Raw genomic sequence first — 23,047 nt, 5'->3', positions numbered from 1 at the left:
CGGTGGCCCGCGGGTTGGATGACGTACAGCCGCAAGGACGGCCGCGGCCCGCGAACGCGGCGCCCGGACCGCCGCCGCACCACCCTCGCACCACCCCCTCACCACCGCCGCAGCACCGATTCCGAGGAGCTTCCGCATGTCCCCCAACGCGTCCCCACCGGGCACCGCACACCGGCCGGCCGCTGTGCGGCTGCCCCTGTCGGCGGCGCAGCGCGACATCTGGATGGCCCACGGCCTCGACGCATCGGGCTGCCGTTACAACATCGGGGAGTACCGGGAGATCCTGGGCGCCCTCGATCCGGCGCTCTTCGCCCGGTGCTGGTACCAACTGGCCCGCGAGGCGGACGTCCTGCGCATCCGGGGCACCGGCTCCGACGAGGACGGCGGCCTGTGGCAGGAGCTGTGGGCCGAGCCGGGCGAGCGGGCGCTGCGGATGCTCGACCTCAGCGGCGAGGCGGACCCGGCCGCGGCGGCGCGCGCCTGGATGCGGACCGAACTGGCAAGGCCGTTCGACCTGGCGGCCGGCTGGCTGACCCGGCACGTCCTGATCCGGGCGGGCAGCGACGCGGCGGGCGAGGAGCGGTGGTTCTACTTCCACGCCTTCCACCACCTGGCGATCGACGGCATGGGCGTGGCGCTGCTCGACCAGCGCCTGGTGGAGCTGTACGAGCAGGCGTCCGCGGGGCAGCCGTGGGGACCGGGCCCCTTCGGTTCGCTGGCCGGCCTGCTGGCGGAGGACGACGCCTACCGGGCCTCCGCCGAGGGGGCGCAGGACCGTGCGCACTGGGCGGCCCATCTCGCCGGGCTGCCGCCCACTCCCCGCCTCGCGGAGGGCCGGACCGGCCGCCCGGCCCCCGGGGAACTGCCCTTCGTCCGGCGGACGGTGGTGCTGGACCCGGTGCGGGCGGACCGGCTGAAGGAGGTGGCCCGCACGCACCGAGCGCCGTGGACCATGCTGATGATCACGCTCGTGGCGGCGTACGTCCACCGGGTCAGCGGAAGCACCGAGCTGGCTCTCGGCCTCCCGGTGACCGGCCGCCGCAGCGAACTCGCCCGCCGGACACCGGGCATGCTGTCGAACGTCGTACCCCTGCGGCTCCGGGTCGATGCGGACGTGACGCCGGCCGGGCTGCTGGGCGCGGTGGTCGCCGAGACGCGCCTAGGCCTGCGGCACCAGCGGACGCGGTACGAGGACGTCTGCCGGGACCTGGGTCTGTCGGAGACGGAGCGGCGGATCACGGCCCCGCTGGTCAACATCATGGCGTTCACGCCGGGCATGCGGTTCTGCGGTTTCCCGACCACGCAGCACAACATGAGCAACGGGCCGGTGGAGGACCTGGCGGTCGGCGTGTACGACCTCGGGCCGGAGGGCGGGCTGCGCGTCGACTTCGACGCGGCGCCCGAGGTGTGTGACATCGCGGCGGTCGCGAGCCACCAGGACCGGTTCGTCCGGTTCGTGGAACAGGTCCTCGATCGCTTCGAACTCCCGCTGTCCGCGTTCGAGTTGTTGGGTGAGGCCGAGCGGCGGCAGGTGCTGGAGGAGTGGACGGGGAGCCGCCGGGAGATCGGGGAACGGACGCTGACGGACCGCTTCGAGGAGCAGGTCCGGCTGCGCCCCGACGCACGGGCGGTGCTCTTCGAAGGCCAGGAACTCTCCTACGGCGAGCTGAACGCACGCGCCAACCGGCTCGCCCGCCACCTCGCCGAGGCCGGACTGCACCGCGGCGACCTCGCCGGGATCCTGCTCGCCCGGGGCACCGACTTCACCGTGGCCCTGCTCGCCGTCGTCAAGACCGGCGCGGGCTACGCCCTGCTGGACCCCGAGTTCCCCGACGGACGGCTGGCCGGTACGGCAGCCGATGCGGGGCTCCGGCTGCTGGTGACCGACGGAAGGCACCGGGCCAGGGTGACGGGGCCGTGGCCGACGGTGGTGCTCGACGCGGAGCGGGACCTGATCGCCGAACGCGTGGAGGGGAACCTGGGCGTCGAGCTGTCCGCGGACGACGTGGCCTGCGTGATGTTCACGTCCGGGTCCACCGGCAAGCCGAAGGGCATCCTGTCCTCGCACCGGAACCTGGTCTCCACCCTCACCGCCCAGACCTACGCGGCCTTCGGCCCCGAGGAAACCTTCCTCCAGTGCTCACCCGTCTCCTGGGACGCCTTCAGCCTCGAATTCTGGGGAGCACTGCTCCACGGCGGAAGCACCGTTCTCCAACCCGGCCAGCGCCCCGAACCGGCTCTCGTATCCGCGCTGACCCAACGGCACGGCGTGACGATGCTCCAGCTGTCCTCCAGCCTCTTCAACTACCTGACGGACGAACACCCCGACACCTTCACCACCACCCGCATCGTCTACACCGGCGGCGAACCCGCCTCCCCCACCCACGTCCACCGCCTCCACCAGCTCCACCCCCACCTCACCATCACCAACGGCTACGGCCCCGCCGAATCCATGGGCTTCACCACCACCCACACCATCGAGCCGTCGGACGAGGTGCTGAGCACGGTCTCCATCGGCCGCCCGCTCGTCAACAAGCACGCCTACGTCCTCGACTCACGGCTGCGCCCCACGCCGCCCGGTACCACCGGGGAGCTCTACCTCACCGGCGACGGCATCGCCCACGGCTACCTCGCCCAACCCGCCACCACCGCCACCCGCTTCATCCCCCACCCCTACGGACCCCCCGGCAGCCGCCTCTACCGCACCGGCGACCAAGCCCACTGGGACACCCACGGAAACCTCCACTACACCGGCCGCACCGACACCCAGATCAAGATCCGCGGCTTCCGCATCGAACCCACCGAAATCGAAACCGTCCTCACCACCCACCCCCACATCACCCAAGCCACCCTGGTCCACGACACCCACCTGACGGCCTACGTCGTCGCCGCGCCCGGCTCCGCCGTCCGCCCGGACGAGCTGCGCGGCTGGCTGCGCGAGCGGCTGCCCGAGCACATGGTTCCCGCGCAGTTCGCCGTCCTCGACCGGCTGCCGCTGACCCCGAACGGAAAGATCGACAAGCGGGCGCTGCCGGCCGTCGGCCTGCCGCTCACCGCCGCGGGCCGCCAGCCCCGCACGGAGCTGGAGGAGATCGTCCGGACCCTGGTCAGCGAGGTGCTCGGCTCCCCCGCGCCCCTGTCCGTCGACGACGGCTTCTTCGACCACGGCGGCCACTCCCTCCTCGCCGCCCGCCTCACCAACCGCATCTCCACCACCCTCGGCGTCACCCTCACCCTGCGCGACGTCTTCCAGCACCCCACCCCCGCCACCCTCGCCCGCCGCATCGCCGACTGTTCCGGCCGGCCGGCGCTCGCGCCCCTCACCCGGACGGCGAACCGCCCGGAGGCGCTGCCGCTGTCCTTCGCCCAGCAGCGCCTGTGGCTGGTGGCCGGGCTCTCCGGGGGCGGGAGCGAGTACAACGTCCCGATGGCCGTCCCCCTGGAGGGGGAGCCGGACGTCGCCGCGCTGCGCGCCGCGTTCGGTGACGTCGTGGCCCGTCACGAGCCGCTGCGCACCCGGTTCGCCACCGTGGACGGCAACCCCTGCCAGCTCATCGCGCCGCCGACCGTGGCGCCCTGGTTCGAGGTACGGCGCGTCGCGCCCGACGCCCTCGACGCCGAACTGCTCGCGGCTGCCGGGCACTCCTTCGACCTGGCCACCGAACTCCCCTTGCGGGTCACGCTGTTCCGGTCCGGCCCCGGCCGGTACACCCTGCTCGTGCTGCTGCACCACATCGCCACCGACGGGCAGTCGCTGCGGCCCCTGTTCGCCGATCTCTCGTCCGCGTACGCCGCCCGGCTGGCCGGCGCCGCCCCCGATCTCGCCCCGCTGCCCGTCGACTACGCCGACTACGCCCTGTGGCAGCGCGCGGCGCTCGACGGGCCACCGCTGGAGGAGCAGCTCGGCTACTGGAAGACGGCGCTGGAGGGTCTCCCCGAGGAACTGGGCCTGCTCCACGACCGGCCGCGGCCGCCCGTCGCCGGGCAGCGCGGCGGGGTGGTCCGGGTGGACTTCGGCGCCGAGCTGCACAAGCGGATGCGGGAGCTGGCGCGGGCCGAGCGGTGCACGCCGTTCATGGTGCTCCAGGCGGCCCTGGCCGCGACGCTGACCCGGCTGGGGGCCGGTACCGACATTCCGCTCGGCTCGCCCGTCGCCGGACGCTCCGACGAGGCGCTCTCCGATCTGGTCGGTTTCTTCGTGAACACGTTGGTGCTGCGTACCGACACCTCCGGGAACCCCACCTTCCGGGAGTTGCTGGGCCGGGTCCGCGCCGCCGATCTGGATGCCTTCGCCCATCAGGACGCCCCGTTCGACCTGGTGCTGGAGGCCGTGAACCCGGCCCGCTCGCTCGCCCGGCACCCGCTGTTCCAGGTCTGTCTCGCGCTGGAGTCCGGGCCCGCTGCCGGACCGGAGCTGGTGGGCGTGCGGGCCGGCGCCGCGGAGCCGCTGGCGACCGGAGCGGTCAAGTTCGACCTGGAGTTCCTGCTGCACGCGGACGAGGACACCGGCCTGACCGGGGCGGTGCTGTACAGCTCGGACCTGTACGAGCACGCCACGGTGGAACGCATCGTCGCCATGCTGCGGCGCACCCTGGAGCAGGTGGCGCTGGGACCGGAACTCGCCCTTTCGGACATCGAGTTGTTGGGTGAGGCCGAGCGGCGGCAGGTGCTGGAGGAGTGGACGGGGAGCCGCCGGGAGATCGGGGAACGGACGCTGACGGACCGCTTCGAGGAGCAGGTCCGGCTGCGCCCCGACGCACGGGCGGTGCTCTTCGAAGGGGAGGAACTCTCCTACGGCGAGCTGAACGCACGCGCCAACCGGCTCGCCCGCCACCTCGCCGAGGCCGGACTGCACCGCGGCGACCTCGCCGGGATCCTGCTCGACCGGGGCACCGACTTCACCGTGGCCCTGCTCGCCGTCGTCAAGACCGGCGCGGGCTACGCCCTGCTGGACCCCGAGTTCCCCGACGGACGGCTGGCCGCCACCGCCCGGGACGCCGCGCTCGCCCTCCTGGTCACCGACAGCGCCCACCAGGGCCGGATCAGCGGACCGTGGCCGACGGTGGTGCTCGACGCGGAGCGGGACCTGATCGCCGAACGCGTGGAGGGGAACCTGGGCGTCGAGCTGTCCGCGGACGACGTGGCCTGCGTGATGTTCACGTCCGGGTCCACCGGCAAGCCGAAGGGCATCCTGTCCTCGCACCGGAACCTGGTCTCCACCCTCACCGCCCAGACCTACGCGGCCTTCGGCCCCGAGGAAACCTTCCTCCAGTGCTCACCCGTCTCCTGGGACGCCTTCAGCCTCGAATTCTGGGGAGCACTGCTCCACGGCGGAAGCACCGTTCTCCAACCCGGCCAGCGCCCCGAACCCGCCCTGATCGCGACGCTCGCCCAGCAGCACGGCGTCACCATGCTCCAGCTCTCCTCCAGCCTCTTCAACTACCTCGCCGACGAACACCCCGACACCTTCACCACCACCCGCATCGTCTACACCGGCGGCGAACCCGCCTCCCCCACCCACGTCCACCGCCTCCACCAGCTCCACCCCCACCTCACCATCACCAACGGCTACGGCCCCGCCGAATCCATGGGCTTCACCACCACCCACACCATCGAGCCCACCGCCGAACCGACCGTCACCGTCTCCATCGGCCGACCCCTCATCAACAAGCACGCCTACGTCCTCGACGCCCATCTCAAACCGACACCCCCCGGTACCACCGGGGAGCTCTACCTCACCGGCGACGGCATCGCCCACGGCTACCTCGCCCAACCCGCCACCACCGCCACCCGCTTCATCCCCCACCCCTACGGACCTCCCGGCAGCCGTCTCTACCGCACCGGCGACCAAGCCCACTGGGACACCCACGGAAACCTCCACTACACCGGCCGCACCGACACCCAGATCAAGATCCGCGGCTTCCGCATCGAACCCACCGAAATCGAAACCGTCCTCACCACCCACCCCCACATCACCCAAGCCACCCTGTCGACCCACCTCGACCACCACAGCACCCCGCAGCTCACCGCGTACGTGGTCGCCACCGACCCGGAGCTCGCCCCGCAGGACGTGCGCCTGTGGCTGCGCACCCTGCTGCCCGACCACATGGTCCCGGCCTTCGTCGTGCTGCTCGACCGGCTGCCGCTCACGCCCAACGGCAAGATCGACAAGCGGGCCCTCCCGGCCCCGCAGGCGGTGTTGAAGGCCGGCGGCCGCACCCCGCGCACCCCGCTGGAGCAGCAGGTGCACACGTACTTCGCGGAGGCGCTGAACACCTCGGCCCCGCTCTCCATCGACGACAGCTTCTTCGACCACGGCGGCCACTCCCTCCTCGCCGCCCGCCTCACCAACCGCATCTCCACCACCCTCGGCGTCACCCTCACCCTGCGCGACGTCTTCCAGCACCCCACCCCCGCCACCCTCGCCCGCCGCATCGAGACGCTTCGGCAGTCGGCGCCCGAGACGCCCCGGCGGGCCAGGCCGGCGCTGCGACGCCGCACCCCCGACCAGGAACGGAGTTCCTCATGAGCCACGACCAGTACCCCGACGCCACCCCCGCACCCGACGACGTGGTCTGGGACCTGCCGGGCGAGGGCCCGCAGCGCACCTCGCTGCTCGTCCTGCCGCACGCGGGCGGCAACGCCCACGCCTACGCGGAGTGGCGCGCGTACCTCCCGGCGGACGTACGGCTGCTCATCGGCCAGTACCCGGGGCGCGGCGCCCGCTTCGCCGAGGACCTGCCGCGCGACGTCACCGACCTGGCCGGCCCCGTCGTGGCCGCCCTGCCCGCCGGCACCACCGACGACCTGGTGGTCCTCGGGCACAGCATGGGCGCGCTGGTGGCGTTCGAGGTCGTACGGGCCCTCCAGGCGGCCGGCCGCACCCCCCGGGCGCTGGTGGCCTCCGCCTGCCGGGCCCCCTACCTGGCCAACCCGTGCGCCGTGTACCCGGAGCGGCTCGACGACGACGAACTGGTCGCCGCCATCAAGGAGCGCGGCGGCACCGACGACGGCATCCTCGACGAGCCGGAGCTGCGCGAGATCATCCTGCCCGCCATCCGCGCGGACTTCGCCATCGACGACGTCTACCGCTGCGAGGAGTCGGCCGCCCGGGTGGACTGCCCGGTGACGGTGATCGGCGGGGACGCCGACCCGGTCGCGCCGGCCGCCTCGCTGGGCCGCTGGGCGCAGCTCACCGACCACGCGTTCGCCTCGTACGTGCTGCCCGGCGGGCACTTCTACTTCCAGCAGCAACTGCCGGACTTCTTCGCCGTGCTGGCCGAAGTGATCGGCGCGCCCGCCACTGCCGCCGTCTAGTCCGCGCCCTCCCCCTTTCCCGACTCCGCACCGTTCTAAGGACTTCTCATGACCACGTTCGCTGACGCACCCGCCGCGACCGGTATCGACCCGGTGCGCGAGCCCGGCAAGCCCGTAGTCGTCCACACCCCGGCCGGCTCCGACCTCGCCTCGGCCGTGGCCTGGCTCACCGCCCACCGGGCCGACATCCAGGCCGAGTTGCACCGCAGCGGCGCCGTCCTGCTGCGGGGGCTGCCCGTCGAGGACGCCGCCTCCTTCGCCGCGGCGCGGGACGCCCTGATCGAGCGGCGCGCCGGCTACAAGGAGAAGGCCACCCCGCGCACCGACTTCGGCGAGGGCGTGTTCTCCTCCACCGACCTGCCGGCCGTGCAGCCGATCCGGCTCCACAACGAGAACAGCTACACCCTCGACTTCCCGGGCGTGCTCCTCTTCGGCTGCGTGATCGCCCCCGAGGAGGGCGGCGCCACCACCGTCGGCGACATGCGCGAGGCGCTGCGCCTGCTGCCGCCGGAGCTGGTGGAGCGCTTCGCGCGGGCCGGCTGGCTGCTCGTGCGCAACTACTCGGAACTGGCCGGCCTGCCCTGGTACAAGACCTTCGCGACGCAGGACAAGACCGTCGCCGAGGCCTACTGCGAGGAGAACACGGTCGGTTACGAGTGGGTCGACGAGGACGATTCGATGATCACCCGCCAGCGCCGCTCCGCGATCGTCACGCACCCGGTGACCGGCGAGAAGACCTGGTTCAACCACTTCGCCTTCTGGAACAGCCGCACCCTGGACCCGGACATCCGCGAGGTGCTGGTCGAGACGTACGGGGAGGACGGCCTGCCGTTCAACACCTACCTGGGTGACGGCTCCCGGCTCACCGACGCCGAGGTCGACGCGATCAACGCCGTCTACGACCGGGTCACCGTACGGGAGACCTGGCAGCAGGGCGATCTGATGATCGTGGACAACATCCTGTGCGCTCACGGCCGCGAGGCCTACAAGGGCGACCGGAAGATCCTCGTCGCCATGGGCGAGCCGGTCGCACTGGCCGACTGCTCCCCCGAGACCCAGCCGTCCACCACCGTTTTCGCCGGGGAGTGACCACCATGACCGCCGTACTTCCCGAGCGTCCGCGCACCTTCGAGGGCCCGGACGCCCCCGCCGACCTGCTGGCCCGCCTCGCGCTGGCCCCCGCCGGGCGCACCGCCGTCGTGGCCGGGGACCGTGAGCTGACCTTCGGCGCACTGCGCGACGAGGCGATGCGGATCGCCGGGCGGCTCGCCGCCCGTGGCATCGGGCCGGAGAGCGTGGTCGCCCTGTGCCTGCCCCGGGGTGCCTCGCTGGTCGCCGCGCTGATCGGCACCCTGACCGCCGGCGCGGCCTATCTGCCCGTCGACCCGAAGCTGCCCGCCGAGCGGCGCCGCTACCTGGTGGCGGATTCGGGCGCCGACCTGGTGGTCCTGGCGGACGCGGCGGCCGAGCCGCCCGCGCCGGGCGTGGCGGCCGTGACCGTGGCCGAGCTGACCGCGCCGGACGGGGCGCCGCAGGCCTTCGCCCCCGTGCCGGTGACCGGTGACACCCTGGCGTACGTCATCTACACCTCCGGCTCCACGGGCCGGCCCAAGGGCGTCGAGATCGGCCGGGCGGCGGCCTCCGCGCTGCTGGCCGAGCTGGAGGGCGCGGGCATCGCCGTCACCGAGGGCGGGCGGGTCGGCTGGAACGCCTCGCCGTCCTTCGACGCCTCCGTGCAGCAGTGGGTGCGGGTGTGCCGGGGCGACACCCTGGTGATGATCGACGACGAGACCCGCGCGGACCCCTCGCTGCTGGCCGCGCTGATCGACGAGCAGGCGCTGACCGATCTGGACATCACGCCCTCGCACGCCGAACCGCTGCTGGACCTGCTCACCGCCGACGGCGGCCCGCGCCCGCTGACGTTGCTGGTGGGGGGCGAGGCGATCAGCCCCGCGCTGTGGCGGCGCCTCGGCGAGGCGGGCGCGCGGGGGGTGCTGCGCACGGTCAACCTGTACGGGCCCACCGAGTGCACCGTCGACTCCACGGCGGCCTGGGTGGACCCGGCCGACGCGCCGCACATCGGGAGCGTGCTGCCGGGCCTGCGGATGCGGGTGCTGGACGAGCAGCTGAACCCCGTGGCCGAGGGCGGGAGCGGCGAGCTGTACCTGGCGGGCCCGCGCGTGGGCCGCGGCTACCGGCGCCGCCCGGGGCTGACGGCGGAGCGGTTCGTGGCCGACTCCGGGGAGGGCGCCGCGTACGGCGGGCGGATGTACCGGACGGGTGACCTCGTACGGCTCCTGCCGGGCGGCCGGCTCGGCTATCTGGGCCGGGCCGACGGACAGGTCAAGCTCCGCGGCCACCGGATCGAACTGCCGGAGATCGAGGCGGCGTTGACCGCGATGCCGGAGATCGCCGAAGCGGCCGTCGTGCTGCGGGACGACGTCCACGGCGCGCCGGGCCTGGTCGCCTACCACCGCGGCCGCATCAGCGCCTCGGAGCTGCGCGACCGGCTCGCCGGCGCGCTCCCGGCCTACATGGTCCCGGCGGCCTTCGTCGCCCTGGACCGCTTCCCCACCACCACCAACGGCAAGCTGGACCGGGCCGCGCTGCCCGCCCCGGCGGCGACGGCGCTGGACGCGCCGGTCACGCCGGCGGCCGAGGGCATGACCCGTTCGCAGGAGCTGATCGCCGCGGTGTGGGCGAGCGTCCTGGGTGCTTCCCGGATCGGCTTGGACGACAACTTCTTCAAGCTGGGCGGCCATTCGCTGCTCGCGATCAAGCTGGTGTCCCGGGTCCGCGCCGAGCTGCGGGTCGCGCTGCCGGTGAAGGCCGTGTACGCCAACCCGCGGCTGCGTGACCTCGCCGCCCACATCGACACCCTCGTGGAGGCGACCGCCGCGGCGGCCGCCGAGCGCCAGGACGGATGAGGACATGACCGTGATCCCGTTGTCGTTCGCCCAGCGGCGGCTGTGGTTCCTGGGCCGGCTGCACGGCCCGTCCGCCGCCTACAACGCCCCCGTCGTCCTGCGCCTCGACGCCGAGCCCGACGCCGGCGCCCTCGGCGCGGCCCTCGCCGACGTGGTGGGGCGGCACGAGGTGCTGCGCACCGTCCTGCCCGCGGGCGCGGACGCGGAGCCGTACCAGCGCGTGCTGGACGCGGCGGCCGTGCCGGGGCTCGCGGCGGTGCGGTGCGCGGCGGCCGACCGGGACGCGGCGGTGGCCCGGTCCGTCCGCGAAACGATCGACATCACCGCCGAACCGCCGCTGCGGGCAAGGCTGTTCACTTCCGGCGACGGGAACCCGGTCCTGGTCCTGCTGATCCACCACGTGGCCACCGACGGGCTGTCCGTACGGCCCCTGCTGCGCGACCTGGCCCGGGCGTACCAGGCCCGCCTCGCCGGGCGGGCCCCCGACTGGGAGCCGCTGCCCGTGCAGTACACGGACTACAGCCTGTGGCAGCACGAGCTGCTCGGCGACCCCGCCGACCCGGACAGCCTGGCCCGCGAGCAGCTGGAGCACTGGCGGGCCGTCCTCGACGGCGCCCCGGCGGTGATCGACCTGCCCGCCGACCGGCCGCGGCCCGCCGAGCCCTCGGGCCGGGGCGGCCTGGTGACCGGCCGCCTCGACGCGGCGGCGCACGGCGGGCTGCTCGCCCTGGCCCGCGGGCAGCGGGCGAGCCTGACCATGGTGGCCCGGGCGGCGCTGGCGGCCGCGCTGTCCGCCTGCGGGGCGGGCGCGGACGTGGTGATCGGCGCCCCGGTGGCCGGGCGCCCGGACGAGGACCTGTACGACCTGGTCGGCTTCTTCGTCAACTCCCTTGCCCTGCGCACCGACCTGTCGGGGGACCCGTCCGTCGCCGAGCTGGTGGGCCGGGTCCGGGACGCGGACCTGGCCGCGTTCGAACAGCAGGAGCTGCCCTTCGACCTGCTGGTGGAGCACCTGGCTCCCGAACGGGCGCTGGGGCACCACCCGTTCTTCGAGGTGATGCTCACCGTGGAGGCGGGCGGCGGCGCCGGGCCGGTGGCCCTCGGCGGCGGGGTCGGCGCGCGGCTCGTGGACGTCGGCCTGGACTCCGCGAAGTTCGACCTCACGTGGTACTGCGCCGAGCGGCACACCGCGGACGGCCGCCCGGACGGGGTCGAGGTCTGCCTCCAGTACGCCCGTGACCTCTTCGACGAGGCGACGGCCCGGCTGCTGCTGGAGGTCTACGTCCGGGCGCTGGAGGGCTTCGCCGCGGACCCGCTGCGGCGGCTGGGCGAGCTGGGGCTGCCGGGGGCCGAGGAGTCGGCGGCCCTGGCCCGGCGGCCCGCCCGGACGGCCGCCGCCGTCCGCCCGGAGGCCGGCGCCCCGGCTCCGGCCCGGCGGGACGTCCTGTCCCCCCGCGAGGAGATCCTGTGCGGGCTGTTCGCGGAGGTACTGGGCCGGGCGGAGCTGGCCGCCGACGCCAACTTCTTCCGCAACGGCGGGCATTCCCTGCTCGCGGGCAAACTCGTCAACCGGATCCGGGGCGCGCTCGGCCTCGAACTCGGCATCCGCGACCTGTTCCTCGCCCCGACCCCGACCGCCCTGCACCGGCGCCTGGCCGAGCGCGGCGCGCAGGCGACGGCCCGGCCCGCGCTGGGCCCCGCGCGGCAGCGGCCGGAGCGGATCCCGCTGTCCGCCGCGCAGCGCGCGCTGTGGCTGGTGGGCCGGATCGAGGGCCCGTCGCCGACGTACAACGCCCCGCTGGTGCTGCGGCTGGACGGAGTCCCCGAGCGGGCGGCGCTGTCCGCCGCGCTGGCGGACGTGGTGGAGCGGCACGAGGTGCTGCGCACCGTGTACGGGGCCGAGGGCGGAGAGCCGTACCAGCGGGTCCTGGACACCCCGCGGGAGCTGCTGGAGACCGTCGGGTGCACCCCGGGCGACCTGGAGGAGCGGGTGGCCGGCTTCGGCCGGGAGACCTTCGACCTGGCGGCGCGGATCCCGTTGCGGGCCCGGTTGTTCCTCCCGGGTGACGGCAGCTGCGTGCTGGTCCTGCTCGTCCACCACATCGCCAGCGACGGCTGGTCCCTGGCGCCGCTGCTGCGGGATCTGCGCGAGGCCTACGAGGCCCGGTGCGCGGGCCGGCCGCCCGGGTGGCGCCCGCTGCCGGTGCAGTACGCCGACTACGCGCTGTGGCAGGCCGGCCTGCTGGCCGACCCGGCGGCGCTGCTGGACCACTGGAGGGCGGCCCTGGACGGGATGCCCGCCCGCACTGCGCTGCCGGCCGACCGGCCGCGCCCCGCCGAACCCTCGGGCCGCGGCGCCACGTTGACGGCGCGGCTCGACGCGGGGGCGCACCGCGGGCTGGCGGCGCTGGCCCGCACCCGGCGGGCGAGCCTGTTCATGGTGGCCCGCTCCGCCCTGGCGGCGGCCCTGGCCGCCACCGGCGCCGGCCCGGACCTGGCGATCGGGACGCCCGTGGCGGGCCGCCCCGACCAGGACCTGCACGAGCTGGTCGGCTGCTTCGTCAACTCCCTCGTCCTGCGCACCGACCTGTCGGGGGACCCGGCGGTCGGCGAACTGGTGGACCGGGTACGGGACGCGGACCTGGCCGCCTTCGACCACCAGGACCTGCCGTTCGGCCTGCTGGTGGAGCATCTGTGCGAGGAAGGCGGCCGCACCCTGGGCGAACACCCCTTCTTCCAGGTGATGCTGACCGTGCAGGAGGCGGCGGACGACGCGGTGCGGCTCGGCCCGGTCTCCGGCCGGGCCACGAGCACCGACCTGGGCGCCGCGAAGTTCGACCTGAGTTTCCACTGCGCCGAGCGCCGGGCCGCGGACGGCGGCCCCGCCGGGATCGACGTCTACGTCCAGTACGCCGAGGACCTGTTCGACGCGGAGACCGCACGGCTGCTGCTGGAGGTGTACGTACGGGCCCTGGGCGCCTTCGCCGCCTCCGCCGACGCCCGGCTGGGCGAACTGGAGCTGCTCACGCGGGCGGAGCGGCAGGGGATCGCCGAGCGGCGGACCCGGCTCGCCGCCGCCGTCGCCGCGGCGGCCGCACCGGCGGCCGGCGCGGCTCCCACCGCCGCGGGCCGCTCCCCGCGCGAGGAGATCCTGTGCGGCCTCTTCGCGGAGGTGCTCGGCCGGGACCGGGTCGGCCCGGCGGAGAACTTCTTCAAGGCCGGCGGCCACTCGCTGCTCGCCAGCAAGCTCGTGAACCGCATCCGGTCCGTGCTGGGCGTCGAGGCGGGCATCCGGGACCTGTTCCTGGCCCCGACGCCCGCCGCCCTGCACCGCAGGCTGGGCTCCGCCGGGGGCACTTCGCGGCCCGCGCCCGCGCCCGTACCGCCGCAGCGGCGGCCCGAGCGCGTCCCGCTGTCGTACGCGCAGCGCCGGCTGTGGTTCACCGACCAGTTGGAGGGGCCCTCCCCCACCTACAACATCGCGCTGGTCCGGCGGCTGGAGCGGCCGCTCGACCCGGCGGCGCTGGCCGGGGCGCTGGCCGATGTGGCCGCCCGGCACGAGGTGCTGCGCACCGTGTACGGGGCCGAGGGCGGGGAGCCGTACCAGCGGGTCCTGGCCGGGGCCCGGCCCCAGTTGGAGCTGGCCCGGCCCGCGGACGTGTCGGCGGCGGTGGACGAGGCGGCCGGGTACGTCTTCGACCTGACGCGCGAACTCCCCTTCCGCGCGTGGCTGTTCCTGCCCGAAGGGAACGGCCCGCAGACGCTGGTGCTGCTGCTGCACCACATCGCGGCGGACGGCTGGTCGACGGGGCCGCTGCTCGCGGACCTTGCGGCGGCCTACGAGGCCCGGCTCGGCGGGGGCGCGCCCCGCTGGGAGCCGCTGCCGGTCCAGTACGCCGACTACGCGCTGTGGCAGCACGGGCTGCCCACGGAGCGGGAGTTCGGCTACTGGGAACGGGCGCTGGCCGGCCTGCCGCCCCTGATCGACCTGCCGACGGAGCGGGAGCGGCCGGCCGAGCCCTCGGGCCGGGGCGCGGTCACCGGTTTCGCGGTGGCCCCGGACACGCACCGGCGGCTGGTCCGGGTGGCGCACGCGCACGGCGCCACCCTGTTCATGGTGGTGCAGGCGGCGCTCGCCGCCGTGCTGACCCGGCTCGGCGCGGGTACCGACCTCGCGGTGGGCACGGCCGTCGCGGGGCGGGCCGACGAGGCCCTGTCGGGGCTGGTCGGTTTCTTCGTGAACACGCTGGTGCTGCGCACCGACACCTCCGGGGACCCGGCGTTCGCGGAACTGCTGGGCCGGGTACGGGACGCGGACCTGGCCGCGTACGAGCACCAGGACCTGCCCTTCGACCGGCTGGTGGAGCACCTCAACCCGCACCGATCGGCCGCCCACGAGGCGCTGGTGCAGGTGATGCTCCAGGTGCACCCGGCGGGGGCCGGCGCGGCCGCCGGAGGCGGTCCGCTGGCGGGCGAGGAGCTGGCGTACCGGGCCGGATCGGCCAAGTCGGACCTCACCTTCGCCTTGACGGAGCTCCCGGCCGGCGGGATGTCCGGGGTGCTGGAGTACGCGACCGACCTGTACGGTCCCTCGGGCGCCCGGCGGCTGACGGACCTGCTGGTGGCGGCACTGGACATGTTCGCTGCGGACCCGTCGCTGCGGGTGGGCGACCTGCCCGCCCCGGCCGACCGGCGCCCGGCCGACCGGCCCCTGATCGGGGGCTACCGGATCGACCTGGGGCACGTCGCGGCGGTGCTGTCGGAGCATCCGGCGGTGACGCGGGCGCGGGCCGAGGCGGTGGACGGCCGGCTCGTCGCGCACGCCGAGGGGGCCGTCACGGAGGCGGAACTCCAGGCGTGGGCGGCGGAGCGGCTGCCGGAGTACGCGGTGCCGTCGGCGGTGCACCTGCCCGCGGCCGCGGCCCGGCCCGCGCCGGCGGCGGACGAGGGTCTGACGACGGCGGTGCTGCGGCTGTTCGCGGAGGTCCTGGAGAACGGGCGCGTCACCCCGGACGCCAACTTCTTCAAGTCGGGCGGGCATTCCCTGCTCGCGGTCCGGCTGGTCAACCGGGTGCGGGCGGAGCTGGGCCGGGAGCTGACCATCCGGGAGGTCTTCCGCCACCCGACCCCGGCGAAGCTGGCGGCCCTGCTGGCGGCGGCCGCCCCGGCCGCCGCCCCCGCCCCGGCCCTGCGCCGCCGCACCCAGTCGGGAGCGCGCGTGCGGTAGGACACCGCAGCCGTACGAAGGCGGCCGCAGGGCCCGACGCCGTGGCGTCGGGCCCTGCGGCCGTCGCGGTGTTCACCCTGCTGAGGGGGCCGGAGCAGGGCAGGCGTACGGCCGGCTGACCACCGGCGCGCGGCGCGGCGGCAGTTGGGGGCGGCAGGACCGGGTGCGGGAGCTGCCGCGGGGACTGCCCGCCGGGGGGCCCCGGCGTACCTAGCGTGGTGGCCACGGAGTCCCCTCCGCACCCTTCCCCTCGCCTGGAGGCCCCGCGATGCCCTCGACCGCCCCCACCGCCTCCGCCGTCCTGGACGGCGGACCGGCGATCACCCCCGCACCCGGTGTGCTCGACCGGATCGCCGCCCAGGACGCCGAGCGCGTCGCGCTGGTGCACGGCGAGCGCCGGTTGACCTACGGGCAGCTCGCCCTGGCGGTGGCCTTCCGCGCCGACGAGCTGGCGGCCGCGGGCGCGGGTCCGGGCCGGCTGGTGGCCGTGCACCGGCCCCGGGGCGTCGACGCGGTGGTGGGACTGCTGGCGGCCCTGCGGACGGGGGCGGCGTACCTGCCGCTGGATCCGGGCGCGCCGGCCGCCCGTAACACCTCGATCCTCGCCGACTGCGCCGGAACCGAAGTGGAGCCCGTCGAGGGCGAGTTCGTGCTCCCCGGGCCGGGGGTGGCCGAGGACGCCGCCTACGTGATCTACACCTCGGGCTCCACCGGCACCCCCAACGGCGTCGTCATCGGGCACCCGGCCCTGGCCCACTTCGTCGCCGGGGCCACCGCCCGGTACGGGATCACCGCCGTGGACCGGGTACTGCAGTTCGCGCCGCTGCACTTCGACGCGAGCGTGGAGGAGGTCTTCCTCACCCTCGGCGCCGGGGGCACGCTGGTCCTGCGCGACGAGGACATGCTCGACGTCCCCGGACTGCTGGCCGGCTGCGCGGCGCACGGCATCACCGTCCTCGACCTGCCGACCGCCTACTGGCACGAGCTGGCCCACGCCCTCGCCACCGGGGTCGCCGCACTGCCGCCGACGCTCCGTACGGTGGTCATCGGCGGCGAGGCCGCACTGCCCGAGCGGGTCGCGCAGTGGTGCCGGGCCGTGGACCCGGACCGGGTGCGGCTGCTGAACACCTACGGCCCGACCGAGGCGACCGTCGTGGCGACCGTGGCCGACCTGTCCCGGTACACGGGCGGTCCGGTGCCGATCGGCGTGCCGCTGCCGGGAGTGCGGGCGGCGGTCGTCGACGGCGAACTGTGGCTGCTGGGCGGCGCGCTGGCGCACGGCTACCTGGGCCGGCCCGAGCTGACCGCCACCCGGTTCGCCGCGCTGGACGGGCAGCGGGCCTACCGGACCGGCGACCTGGTCCACGTACGGGAGGAGGACGGACAGCTCGGCTTCCGGGGCCGCGCCGACGACGAGGTGAAGATCAACGGGCACCGGGTGGACCCGGCGTCCGTGGAGTCGGTCCTGACCGCCCACCCGGGCGTGCGCGAGGCGGCCGTCGTACCGCAGGAGACGCCCGACGGCGTGAAGCGGCTCGTGGCGTTCGTGGTCGCCGACACCGGGGTGAGCGCGGCCGCGCTGCGCTCCCACGTCCGGGCCGAACTCCCGGCGGCGGCCGTACCCGGCGCCGTGCAGTTGGTCGAGTCCCTCCCCCGGACCTCCTCCGGGAAGATCGACCGCAAACTGCTCAGGACTCCGGTGGCCGACGGCGGCGCCGACCGCGTCTTCGACGGCGTGGTCCTGGCCGCCGAGCACCGGGTGCCGCTGTCCTTCGCCCAGCGCCGGCTGTGGTTCCTGGCCGGTCTGGAGGGCCCGTCGGCCACCTACAACCTGCCGCTCGTCCTGCGGCTGGACACCGTCCCCGACCAACGGGCGCTGGCGGCGGCCCTCACCGACGTGGTGGAGCGGCACGAGGTGCTGCGCACCGTGTACCCGGCCGTGGACTCCGAGCCCTACCAGCACGTCCTGGCGCCGCCCGAGGTGCCGCTGACCGTCCGGGACTGCGTCCCGGCGGAACTGCCCTCCCTGGTCGCCGGGTTCACCGCCGGCACCTTCGACCTCGCCGCCCACCTGCCGCTGCGGGCCCGGCTGTTCGTACCGGGCGACGGGTCCGCGACCCTCGCGCTGCTGACCCACCACATCGCCACCGACGGCTGGTCGGTCCCGCCGCTGCTGCGCGACCTCGGGCAGGCCTACGCGGCCCGGCTGGCCGGCGGCGCGCCGCGGTGGGAGCCGCTGCCGGTGCAGTACGCCGACTACACGCTGTGGCAGCAAGACCTCCTGGCCGACCCGGACCCGTTGCTGGACCACTGGCGGGCCGCGCTCGACGGCATGCCCACCGTGCTCGACCTGCCCGCCGACCGGCTCCGGCCCGCCGAGCCGACCGGCGCGGGCGCCACCCTGGTGGCCCGGCTGGACGCGGCAGCGCACCGGCGGCTGGCGGCGCTCGCGGAGGACCGCGGGGCGAGCATGCTGATGGCCCTCCAGCCGGCGCTCGCCCTGGCCCTGGCCGCCGTGGGGGCCGGTACGGACATCGCGATCGGCACGCCCGTGGCCGGGCGCGGCGACGAGGCCCTCTCCGATCTGGTCGGCTTCTTCGTCAACACGCTGGTCCTGCGCACCGACGTCGGCGGTGGCGCCCCGTACGCGGAGCTCGTGGACCGGGCGCGCGACGCGGACCTCGCGGCCTACGCCCACCAGGAGCTCCCCTTCGACCTGCTGGTGGAGCACCTCAACCCGGAACGCGGCCTGGCCGTGAACCCGTTCTTCCAGGTGATGCTGACCGTGCAGGAGGAGGGCGCCCCGGACCTGGCCCTCGGCGGCGGCCTGACCGGGCGGTTCGTCGAACCCGGCCTGGAGGCGGCCAAGTTCGACCTCAGCGCCTCGTGCGTGGAGCTCGCGGACGGCGGGCTGGAGGTCTGGTGGCAGTACGCGGCGGACCTCTTCGACGCCCCGACCGCCCAACTGCTGCTGGACGTGTTCCTGCGGGCCCTGTCCCGGGGGGCGCAGGACCCCGGCGGCCCGACCGGCGACGCCGCGCCCGCGCTGCTCACCGAGGAGGAGGGCCGGGGCCTGGCCGAGCGCCGGGAGCGGCTCGCGCGGGCCCGCGCCCTGGAGCCGGCCCCGGCCGCCCCGGCCGGGGACCGGGCCGCCACGGAGCTGCTGTGCACGCTGTTCGCCGAGGTGATCGGGCTCGGCCGGGTGGCCCCCGACGAGAACTTCTTCTCGCTGGGCGGGCACTCGATGATGGGGGTGCGGCTGGTCAACCGGATCCGGGCCACGCTCGGCGTCGAGGCCCGCATCCGGGACCTGTTCCTCGCCCCGACCCCCGCCGAGCTGGCGGTGCGCCTGCTGCGGGAGGCCGCGCCCGCCGGGCGGCCGGCGCTGGTCCCCGTACCGCCGCAGGAGCGGCCCGACCTGGTGCCGCTGTCGTACGCGCAGCGCCGGCTGTGGTTCGTGGACCAGTTGGAGGGGCCGAGCCGCTCCTACACCATCCCCTTCGCGCTGCGACTGGAGCGGCCGCTCGATCCGGCGGTGCTGGCCGAGGCGCTCGCCGATGTCGCCGGGCGGCACGAGGTGCTGCGCACCGTGTACCCGGCCGTGGACGGGCAGCCGTACCAGCGGGTCGTGGACGCGGCCCGGCCGGTGCTGGACCTGGTCGCCGCCGGACCCGGCGGGCTCGACCCCGCCGTGGCCGCGGCCGCCGGGCACGTCTTCGACCTCGCGGCCGAACTCCCCTTCCGGGCCTCGCTGATCAGCGCCGGCTCCGCCCAGGTCCTGGTGCTGCTCGTCCACCACATCGCGGCCGACGGCTGGTCCACGGGCCCGCTGCTGGCCGACCTGGCCGCCGCCTACGAGGCCCGGCTGGCCGGGGCTGCCCCCGCCTGGCAGCCGCTGCCGGTGCAGTACGCCGACTACACCCTGTGGGAGCGCGCCGCCCTGGCCGGGGAGGCCGCCGCCGGTCACCTCGCGTACTGGGAGCAGACCCTCGGCGACGCGCCGCCGGTGTTGGAGCTGACCTCCTCCCGGACCCGGCCGGCCGACGCCTCGCACCGCGGCGCGGCCACCCCCCTGGACCTGGACGCCGCGGCCCACGCCCGGCTGGAGCGGCTCGCCCTGGCGCACGGGACCACGCTGTTCACGGTGGTGCAGGCGGCCTTCGCGGCGCTGCTGACCCGGCACGGGGCGGGCACCGACCTGCCGCTGGGCACGGTGACCGCGGGCCGGGACGACGAGGCCCTGAGCGACCTGGTCGGCTTCTTCGTCAACACCCTCGTACTGCGCTGCGACACCTCCGGCGACCCGCGCTTCTCCGAGCTGCTGCGCCGGGTCCGGGACACCGACCTGGCGGCCTACGCACACCAGGACGTGCCCTTCGACCTGGTGGTGGAGCGGCTGAACCCGGTGCGCTCCACCGCGCACCACCCGCTCGTACAGGCGATCGTCCAGGTCCAGCCGGCCGAACCGGAGGCGCCGACCGGGACCGCGCTGGCCGGGACCCCGCTGGGCACCGCCTCCGGGTTCACCAAGTTCGACCTCACGGTGTCCCTGCGGGAGCTGCGGGGCGCGGACGGGGCGCCCGGCGGGCTGACCGGCGTACTGGAGTACGCGACGGACCTCTACGACGAGGGGACGGCGGCGCTGCTGGCGGCGCAGCTGGCCCGCACCCTGCGGGCGGTGGCCGAGGACCCGGAGCAGCGGATCGGTGACGTCCGGCTGCTGACCGCCGAGGAGGAGTTCCGGCTGGTCACCGAGTACAACGACACGGCGACCCCGCGGGCCGGGTGCGGGCTCGTGCACGAGCGGTTCGCGGCGCAGGCCCGGCGCACCCCCGACCGGATCGCGCTCTCGTACGAGGAGGAGACCATCGGCTACGCCGAACTGGACTCCCGCGCCAACGCGCTGGCCCACCGCCTGATCGAGGCGGGCGTGGCCCGTGACGGGGCGGTCGCCGTCCTGCTGGACCGCACCCCGCACCTGCTGGTGGCGGCGCTGGCGGTGCTCAAGTGCGGCGCCGCGTACGTGCCGCTGGACCCGCGGCTGCCCGAGGCCCGGGTCCGGATGATCACGCAGGACGTGGCGGCGACGGTCCTGCTGACCCAGGAGGCGCACCTCGGCCACCGGGCGGTGGAGCAGGAACGCGCCGCGGGGGTAAGGGTCCTGGCCGTCGACGCCCCCGACCGGGAGCCGGACTCCTCCGATCCGGGCATCGAGGTCGGCGAGGACGCCCTGATGTACGTGATGTTCACGTCCGGCTCCACCGGCCGGCCCAAGGGCGTCGGCGTCACCCACCGCAACGTGGTCGAGCTGGTCACCGACCGGTGCTGGAACCTGGCCAACCACCGCCGGATGCTGGTCCATTCGGCGATCGGGTTCGACGCCTCCACCTACGAGCTGTGGGTGCCGCTGCTGAACGGCGGACAGCTCGTCATCGCCCCGGGCGACGGGACCGACGTCGCCGAACTCGACCACACCATCCGCACCCACGACGTGACCGCCGCCTACTTCACGATGGGCCTGTTCCACATCATGGCCGACGAGGGCCTGGACACCCTCAAGCTCCTCCGCGAGGTGTGGACGGGCGGCGACGTGGCATCGCCCAGCGCCCTCCAGCGGGTCCTGACCCACTGCCCCGAGACCGTGCTGGTCCACTCGTACGGTCCGACGGAGACGACCTTCGCCTCGCACCAGCAGCGCTTCCCGACGGCGCAGCGCACCCTGCACGGGGTGTACCTCGGTGCGGCCCTCGACAACACGCGGATCCACGTCCTGGACGAGCGGCTGCGGCCGGTGCCGCCCGGGGTCGCCGGGGAGATGTACATCGCGGGGACCCAGGTGGCCCGCGGCTACATCGGCCGGCCCGGGCTGACGGCGGAGCGGTTCGTCGCCGACCCGTTCGGCGGCGACGGCGGCCGGATGTACCGCACGGGAGACCTGGTGCACTGGACCGCGGACGGTGAACTGCGGTTCATCGGGCGGGCCGACGGCCAGATCAAGCTGCGCGGCTTCCGGATCGAACCGGGCGAGATCGAGGAGACCCTGGCCCGGCACCCGGGGGTCGGGCAGGTCGCCGTGGTGGTGTTCGAGGACGGCCCCGGCGGCAAGCGGCTCGTCGCGTACGCGGTCCCGCGCGCCGGTCACACCCTGACCGAGGCCGGGCTGCTGCGCTGGGCGGCGGACGAACTCCCGGAGCACATGGTGCCGTCGGCGGCCGTCCTGCTCGACGCCATCCCGCTGACCGTCAACGGCAAGCCCGACCGCAGGGCCCTCCCGGCGCCCGCGCCCGCCGCACGGCCCTCGGGACGGCCCGCGCGCACCCCGCGCGAGGAGGTCCTGTGCGGACTGTTCGCCGAGGTCCTGGGCGTCGAGGGGGTCGGCATCGACGACAACTTCTTCGGCCTGGGCGGCCATTCGCTGCTCGCGGTGCGCCTGGTCAGCCGGATGCGGACCGTACTGGGCCTGGAACGCGGGGTCCGCGACCTGTTCCGGACGCCGACCGTGGCCGGGCTGCTGGGCGACGAGCCGACCGGGTTCGACCCGATGGGGGTGCTGTTGCCCCTCAACTCCCGTGGTTCGCGCGCCCCGCTGTTCTGCATCCACCCCGGTACCGGCGTGGGCTGGCCCTACGCCGGCCTCACCCGGCACCTCGGCCCGGACCAGCCGCTGTACGCGATCCAGGCCCGGGCGCTGAGCGAGCTGGGCCACTCCCCCGAGTCGGTGGAGGAGATGGTCGAGGACTACCTGCCGCTGATCCGGGAGGTCCAGCCGCACGGCCCGTACCGCTTCCTGGGCTGGTCCTTCGGCGGGACGGTCGCGCACGCGCTCGCCGTCCGGCTGGCGGAGCTCGGCGAACGCACCGACCTGTTGGCCATGATGGACGTCCACCTGCTGCCGACGGAACCGGTGCGGCGCCGGATGACGCCCGCGCAGAAGCGGGACATGCTCGTCGGGGACGCCTCGGACGAGCCGGCCGACGCACCCTTCGACGTCGACGCGCTGATCGGCCTGGTCCGGCTGAAGGACCCGGTGCTCGGGGCCTTCTCCGACGCGGAGATCCGCTCGGTGATCGGCGCCTCCGTCAACCACGCCGAAATCATGAACCTGTACGCCCCGCGCCCGGTCGCCACCGACCTGCTGTTCCTGGCGGCCATAGAGGACGGGGAAACGGAAAACACCCTCGCGCAGCACTGGATTCCCTATATCGAGGGCCGCGTGGAGAATCACGTCATCGGGGTTCCGCACACCAGAATGGGTGAACCGGAACCGCTCGCTTTGATCGGCCGTATCCTTTCCGAGAAATTGAGGAGTCTGTCATGACCAACCCGTTCGACGACACCGAGGGCACCTTCCGCGTCGTGGTCAACGCCGAGGGCCAACACGCGCTGTGGCCCGCCTTCGCCGACGTTCCCGCAGGCTGGGACGTGGTGTGGGGCGAAGGTACACGGGCGGACGCGCTCGGGTACGTGGAGCAGAACTGGACGGACATCCGCCCCAAGAGCCTGGTCGCCCAGTACACGTGAATTCCTGAGGTAATTGCGTGATCGAGAAGCCGTGTCCCGCCGGGGCACGGCTTCT

General features: G+C 74.7%; 7 protein-coding genes. All 7 read left to right on the top strand.

Annotated elements, in window-relative coordinates; genetic code table 11:
- The first annotated feature begins 136 nt into the window (after positions 1–136).
- The 7 genes from ACZ4M3_RS02910 to ACZ4M3_RS02880 all read left to right on the top strand — a co-directional run bounded on the left by ACZ4M3_RS02910 (position 137) and on the right by ACZ4M3_RS02880 (position 22,992).
- Positions 137–6,529 (top strand): amino acid adenylation domain-containing protein, encoded by a 6,393-nt coding sequence (locus ACZ4M3_RS02910; RefSeq protein ID WP_467729548.1) that lies wholly within the window; start codon positions 137–139, stop codon positions 6,527–6,529.
- Positions 6,526–7,317, top strand: coding sequence for a thioesterase II family protein (locus ACZ4M3_RS02905; RefSeq protein WP_467729546.1), 792 nt, complete (start codon positions 6,526–6,528; stop codon positions 7,315–7,317). The genes ACZ4M3_RS02910 and ACZ4M3_RS02905 overlap by 4 nt, the downstream gene beginning before the upstream one ends.
- Before the next feature lie 48 nt (positions 7,318–7,365).
- On the top strand, positions 7,366–8,406 hold the full coding sequence (locus tag ACZ4M3_RS02900; protein ID WP_467729544.1) for a TauD/TfdA family dioxygenase: 1,041 nt from the start codon (positions 7,366–7,368) through the stop codon (positions 8,404–8,406).
- Between the two features lie 5 nt (positions 8,407–8,411).
- Positions 8,412–10,244 carry a non-ribosomal peptide synthetase gene (locus ACZ4M3_RS02895; RefSeq protein WP_467729542.1) on the top strand — a complete coding sequence of 611 codons (1,833 nt, stop codon included), beginning with the start codon at positions 8,412–8,414 and terminating at the stop codon, positions 10,242–10,244.
- A 10-nt stretch (positions 10,245–10,254) separates the two neighbouring features.
- Positions 10,255–15,471, top strand: a complete 5,217-nt coding sequence (locus tag ACZ4M3_RS02890; RefSeq protein WP_467730116.1) for a condensation domain-containing protein — start codon at positions 10,255–10,257, stop codon at positions 15,469–15,471.
- A 268-nt stretch (positions 15,472–15,739) separates the two neighbouring features.
- On the top strand, positions 15,740–22,789 hold the full coding sequence (locus tag ACZ4M3_RS02885) for an amino acid adenylation domain-containing protein (RefSeq protein WP_467729540.1): 7,050 nt from the start codon (positions 15,740–15,742) through the stop codon (positions 22,787–22,789).
- Positions 22,786–22,992 carry an MbtH family protein gene (locus tag ACZ4M3_RS02880; protein ID WP_467729538.1) on the top strand — a complete coding sequence of 69 codons (207 nt, stop codon included), beginning with the start codon at positions 22,786–22,788 and terminating at the stop codon, positions 22,990–22,992. The genes ACZ4M3_RS02885 and ACZ4M3_RS02880 overlap by 4 nt, the downstream gene beginning before the upstream one ends.
- Positions 22,993–23,047 lie beyond the last annotated feature (55 nt).

It is taken from the genome of Streptomyces sp. NPDC026522 (assembly GCF_055567555.1).
The sequence above is the reverse complement of the archived record's forward strand: the minus strand, read 5'-3'. Positions and strand labels throughout refer to the sequence as shown.

Excerpts from the sequence above, each read along its gene's own strand:
- ACZ4M3_RS02910 (WP_467729548.1), top strand. The coding sequence starts at position 137 with ATGTCCCCCAACGCGTCCCCACCGGGCACCGCACACCGGCCGGCCGCT.
- ACZ4M3_RS02905 (WP_467729546.1), top strand. The coding sequence starts at position 6,526 with ATGAGCCACGACCAGTACCCCGACGCCACCCCCGCACCCGACGACGTG.
- ACZ4M3_RS02900 (WP_467729544.1), top strand. The coding sequence starts at position 7,366 with ATGACCACGTTCGCTGACGCACCCGCCGCGACCGGTATCGACCCGGTG.
- ACZ4M3_RS02895 (WP_467729542.1), top strand. The coding sequence starts at position 8,412 with ATGACCGCCGTACTTCCCGAGCGTCCGCGCACCTTCGAGGGCCCGGAC.
- ACZ4M3_RS02885 (WP_467729540.1), top strand. The coding sequence starts at position 15,740 with ATGCCCTCGACCGCCCCCACCGCCTCCGCCGTCCTGGACGGCGGACCG.
- ACZ4M3_RS02880 (WP_467729538.1), top strand. The coding sequence starts at position 22,786 with ATGACCAACCCGTTCGACGACACCGAGGGCACCTTCCGCGTCGTGGTC.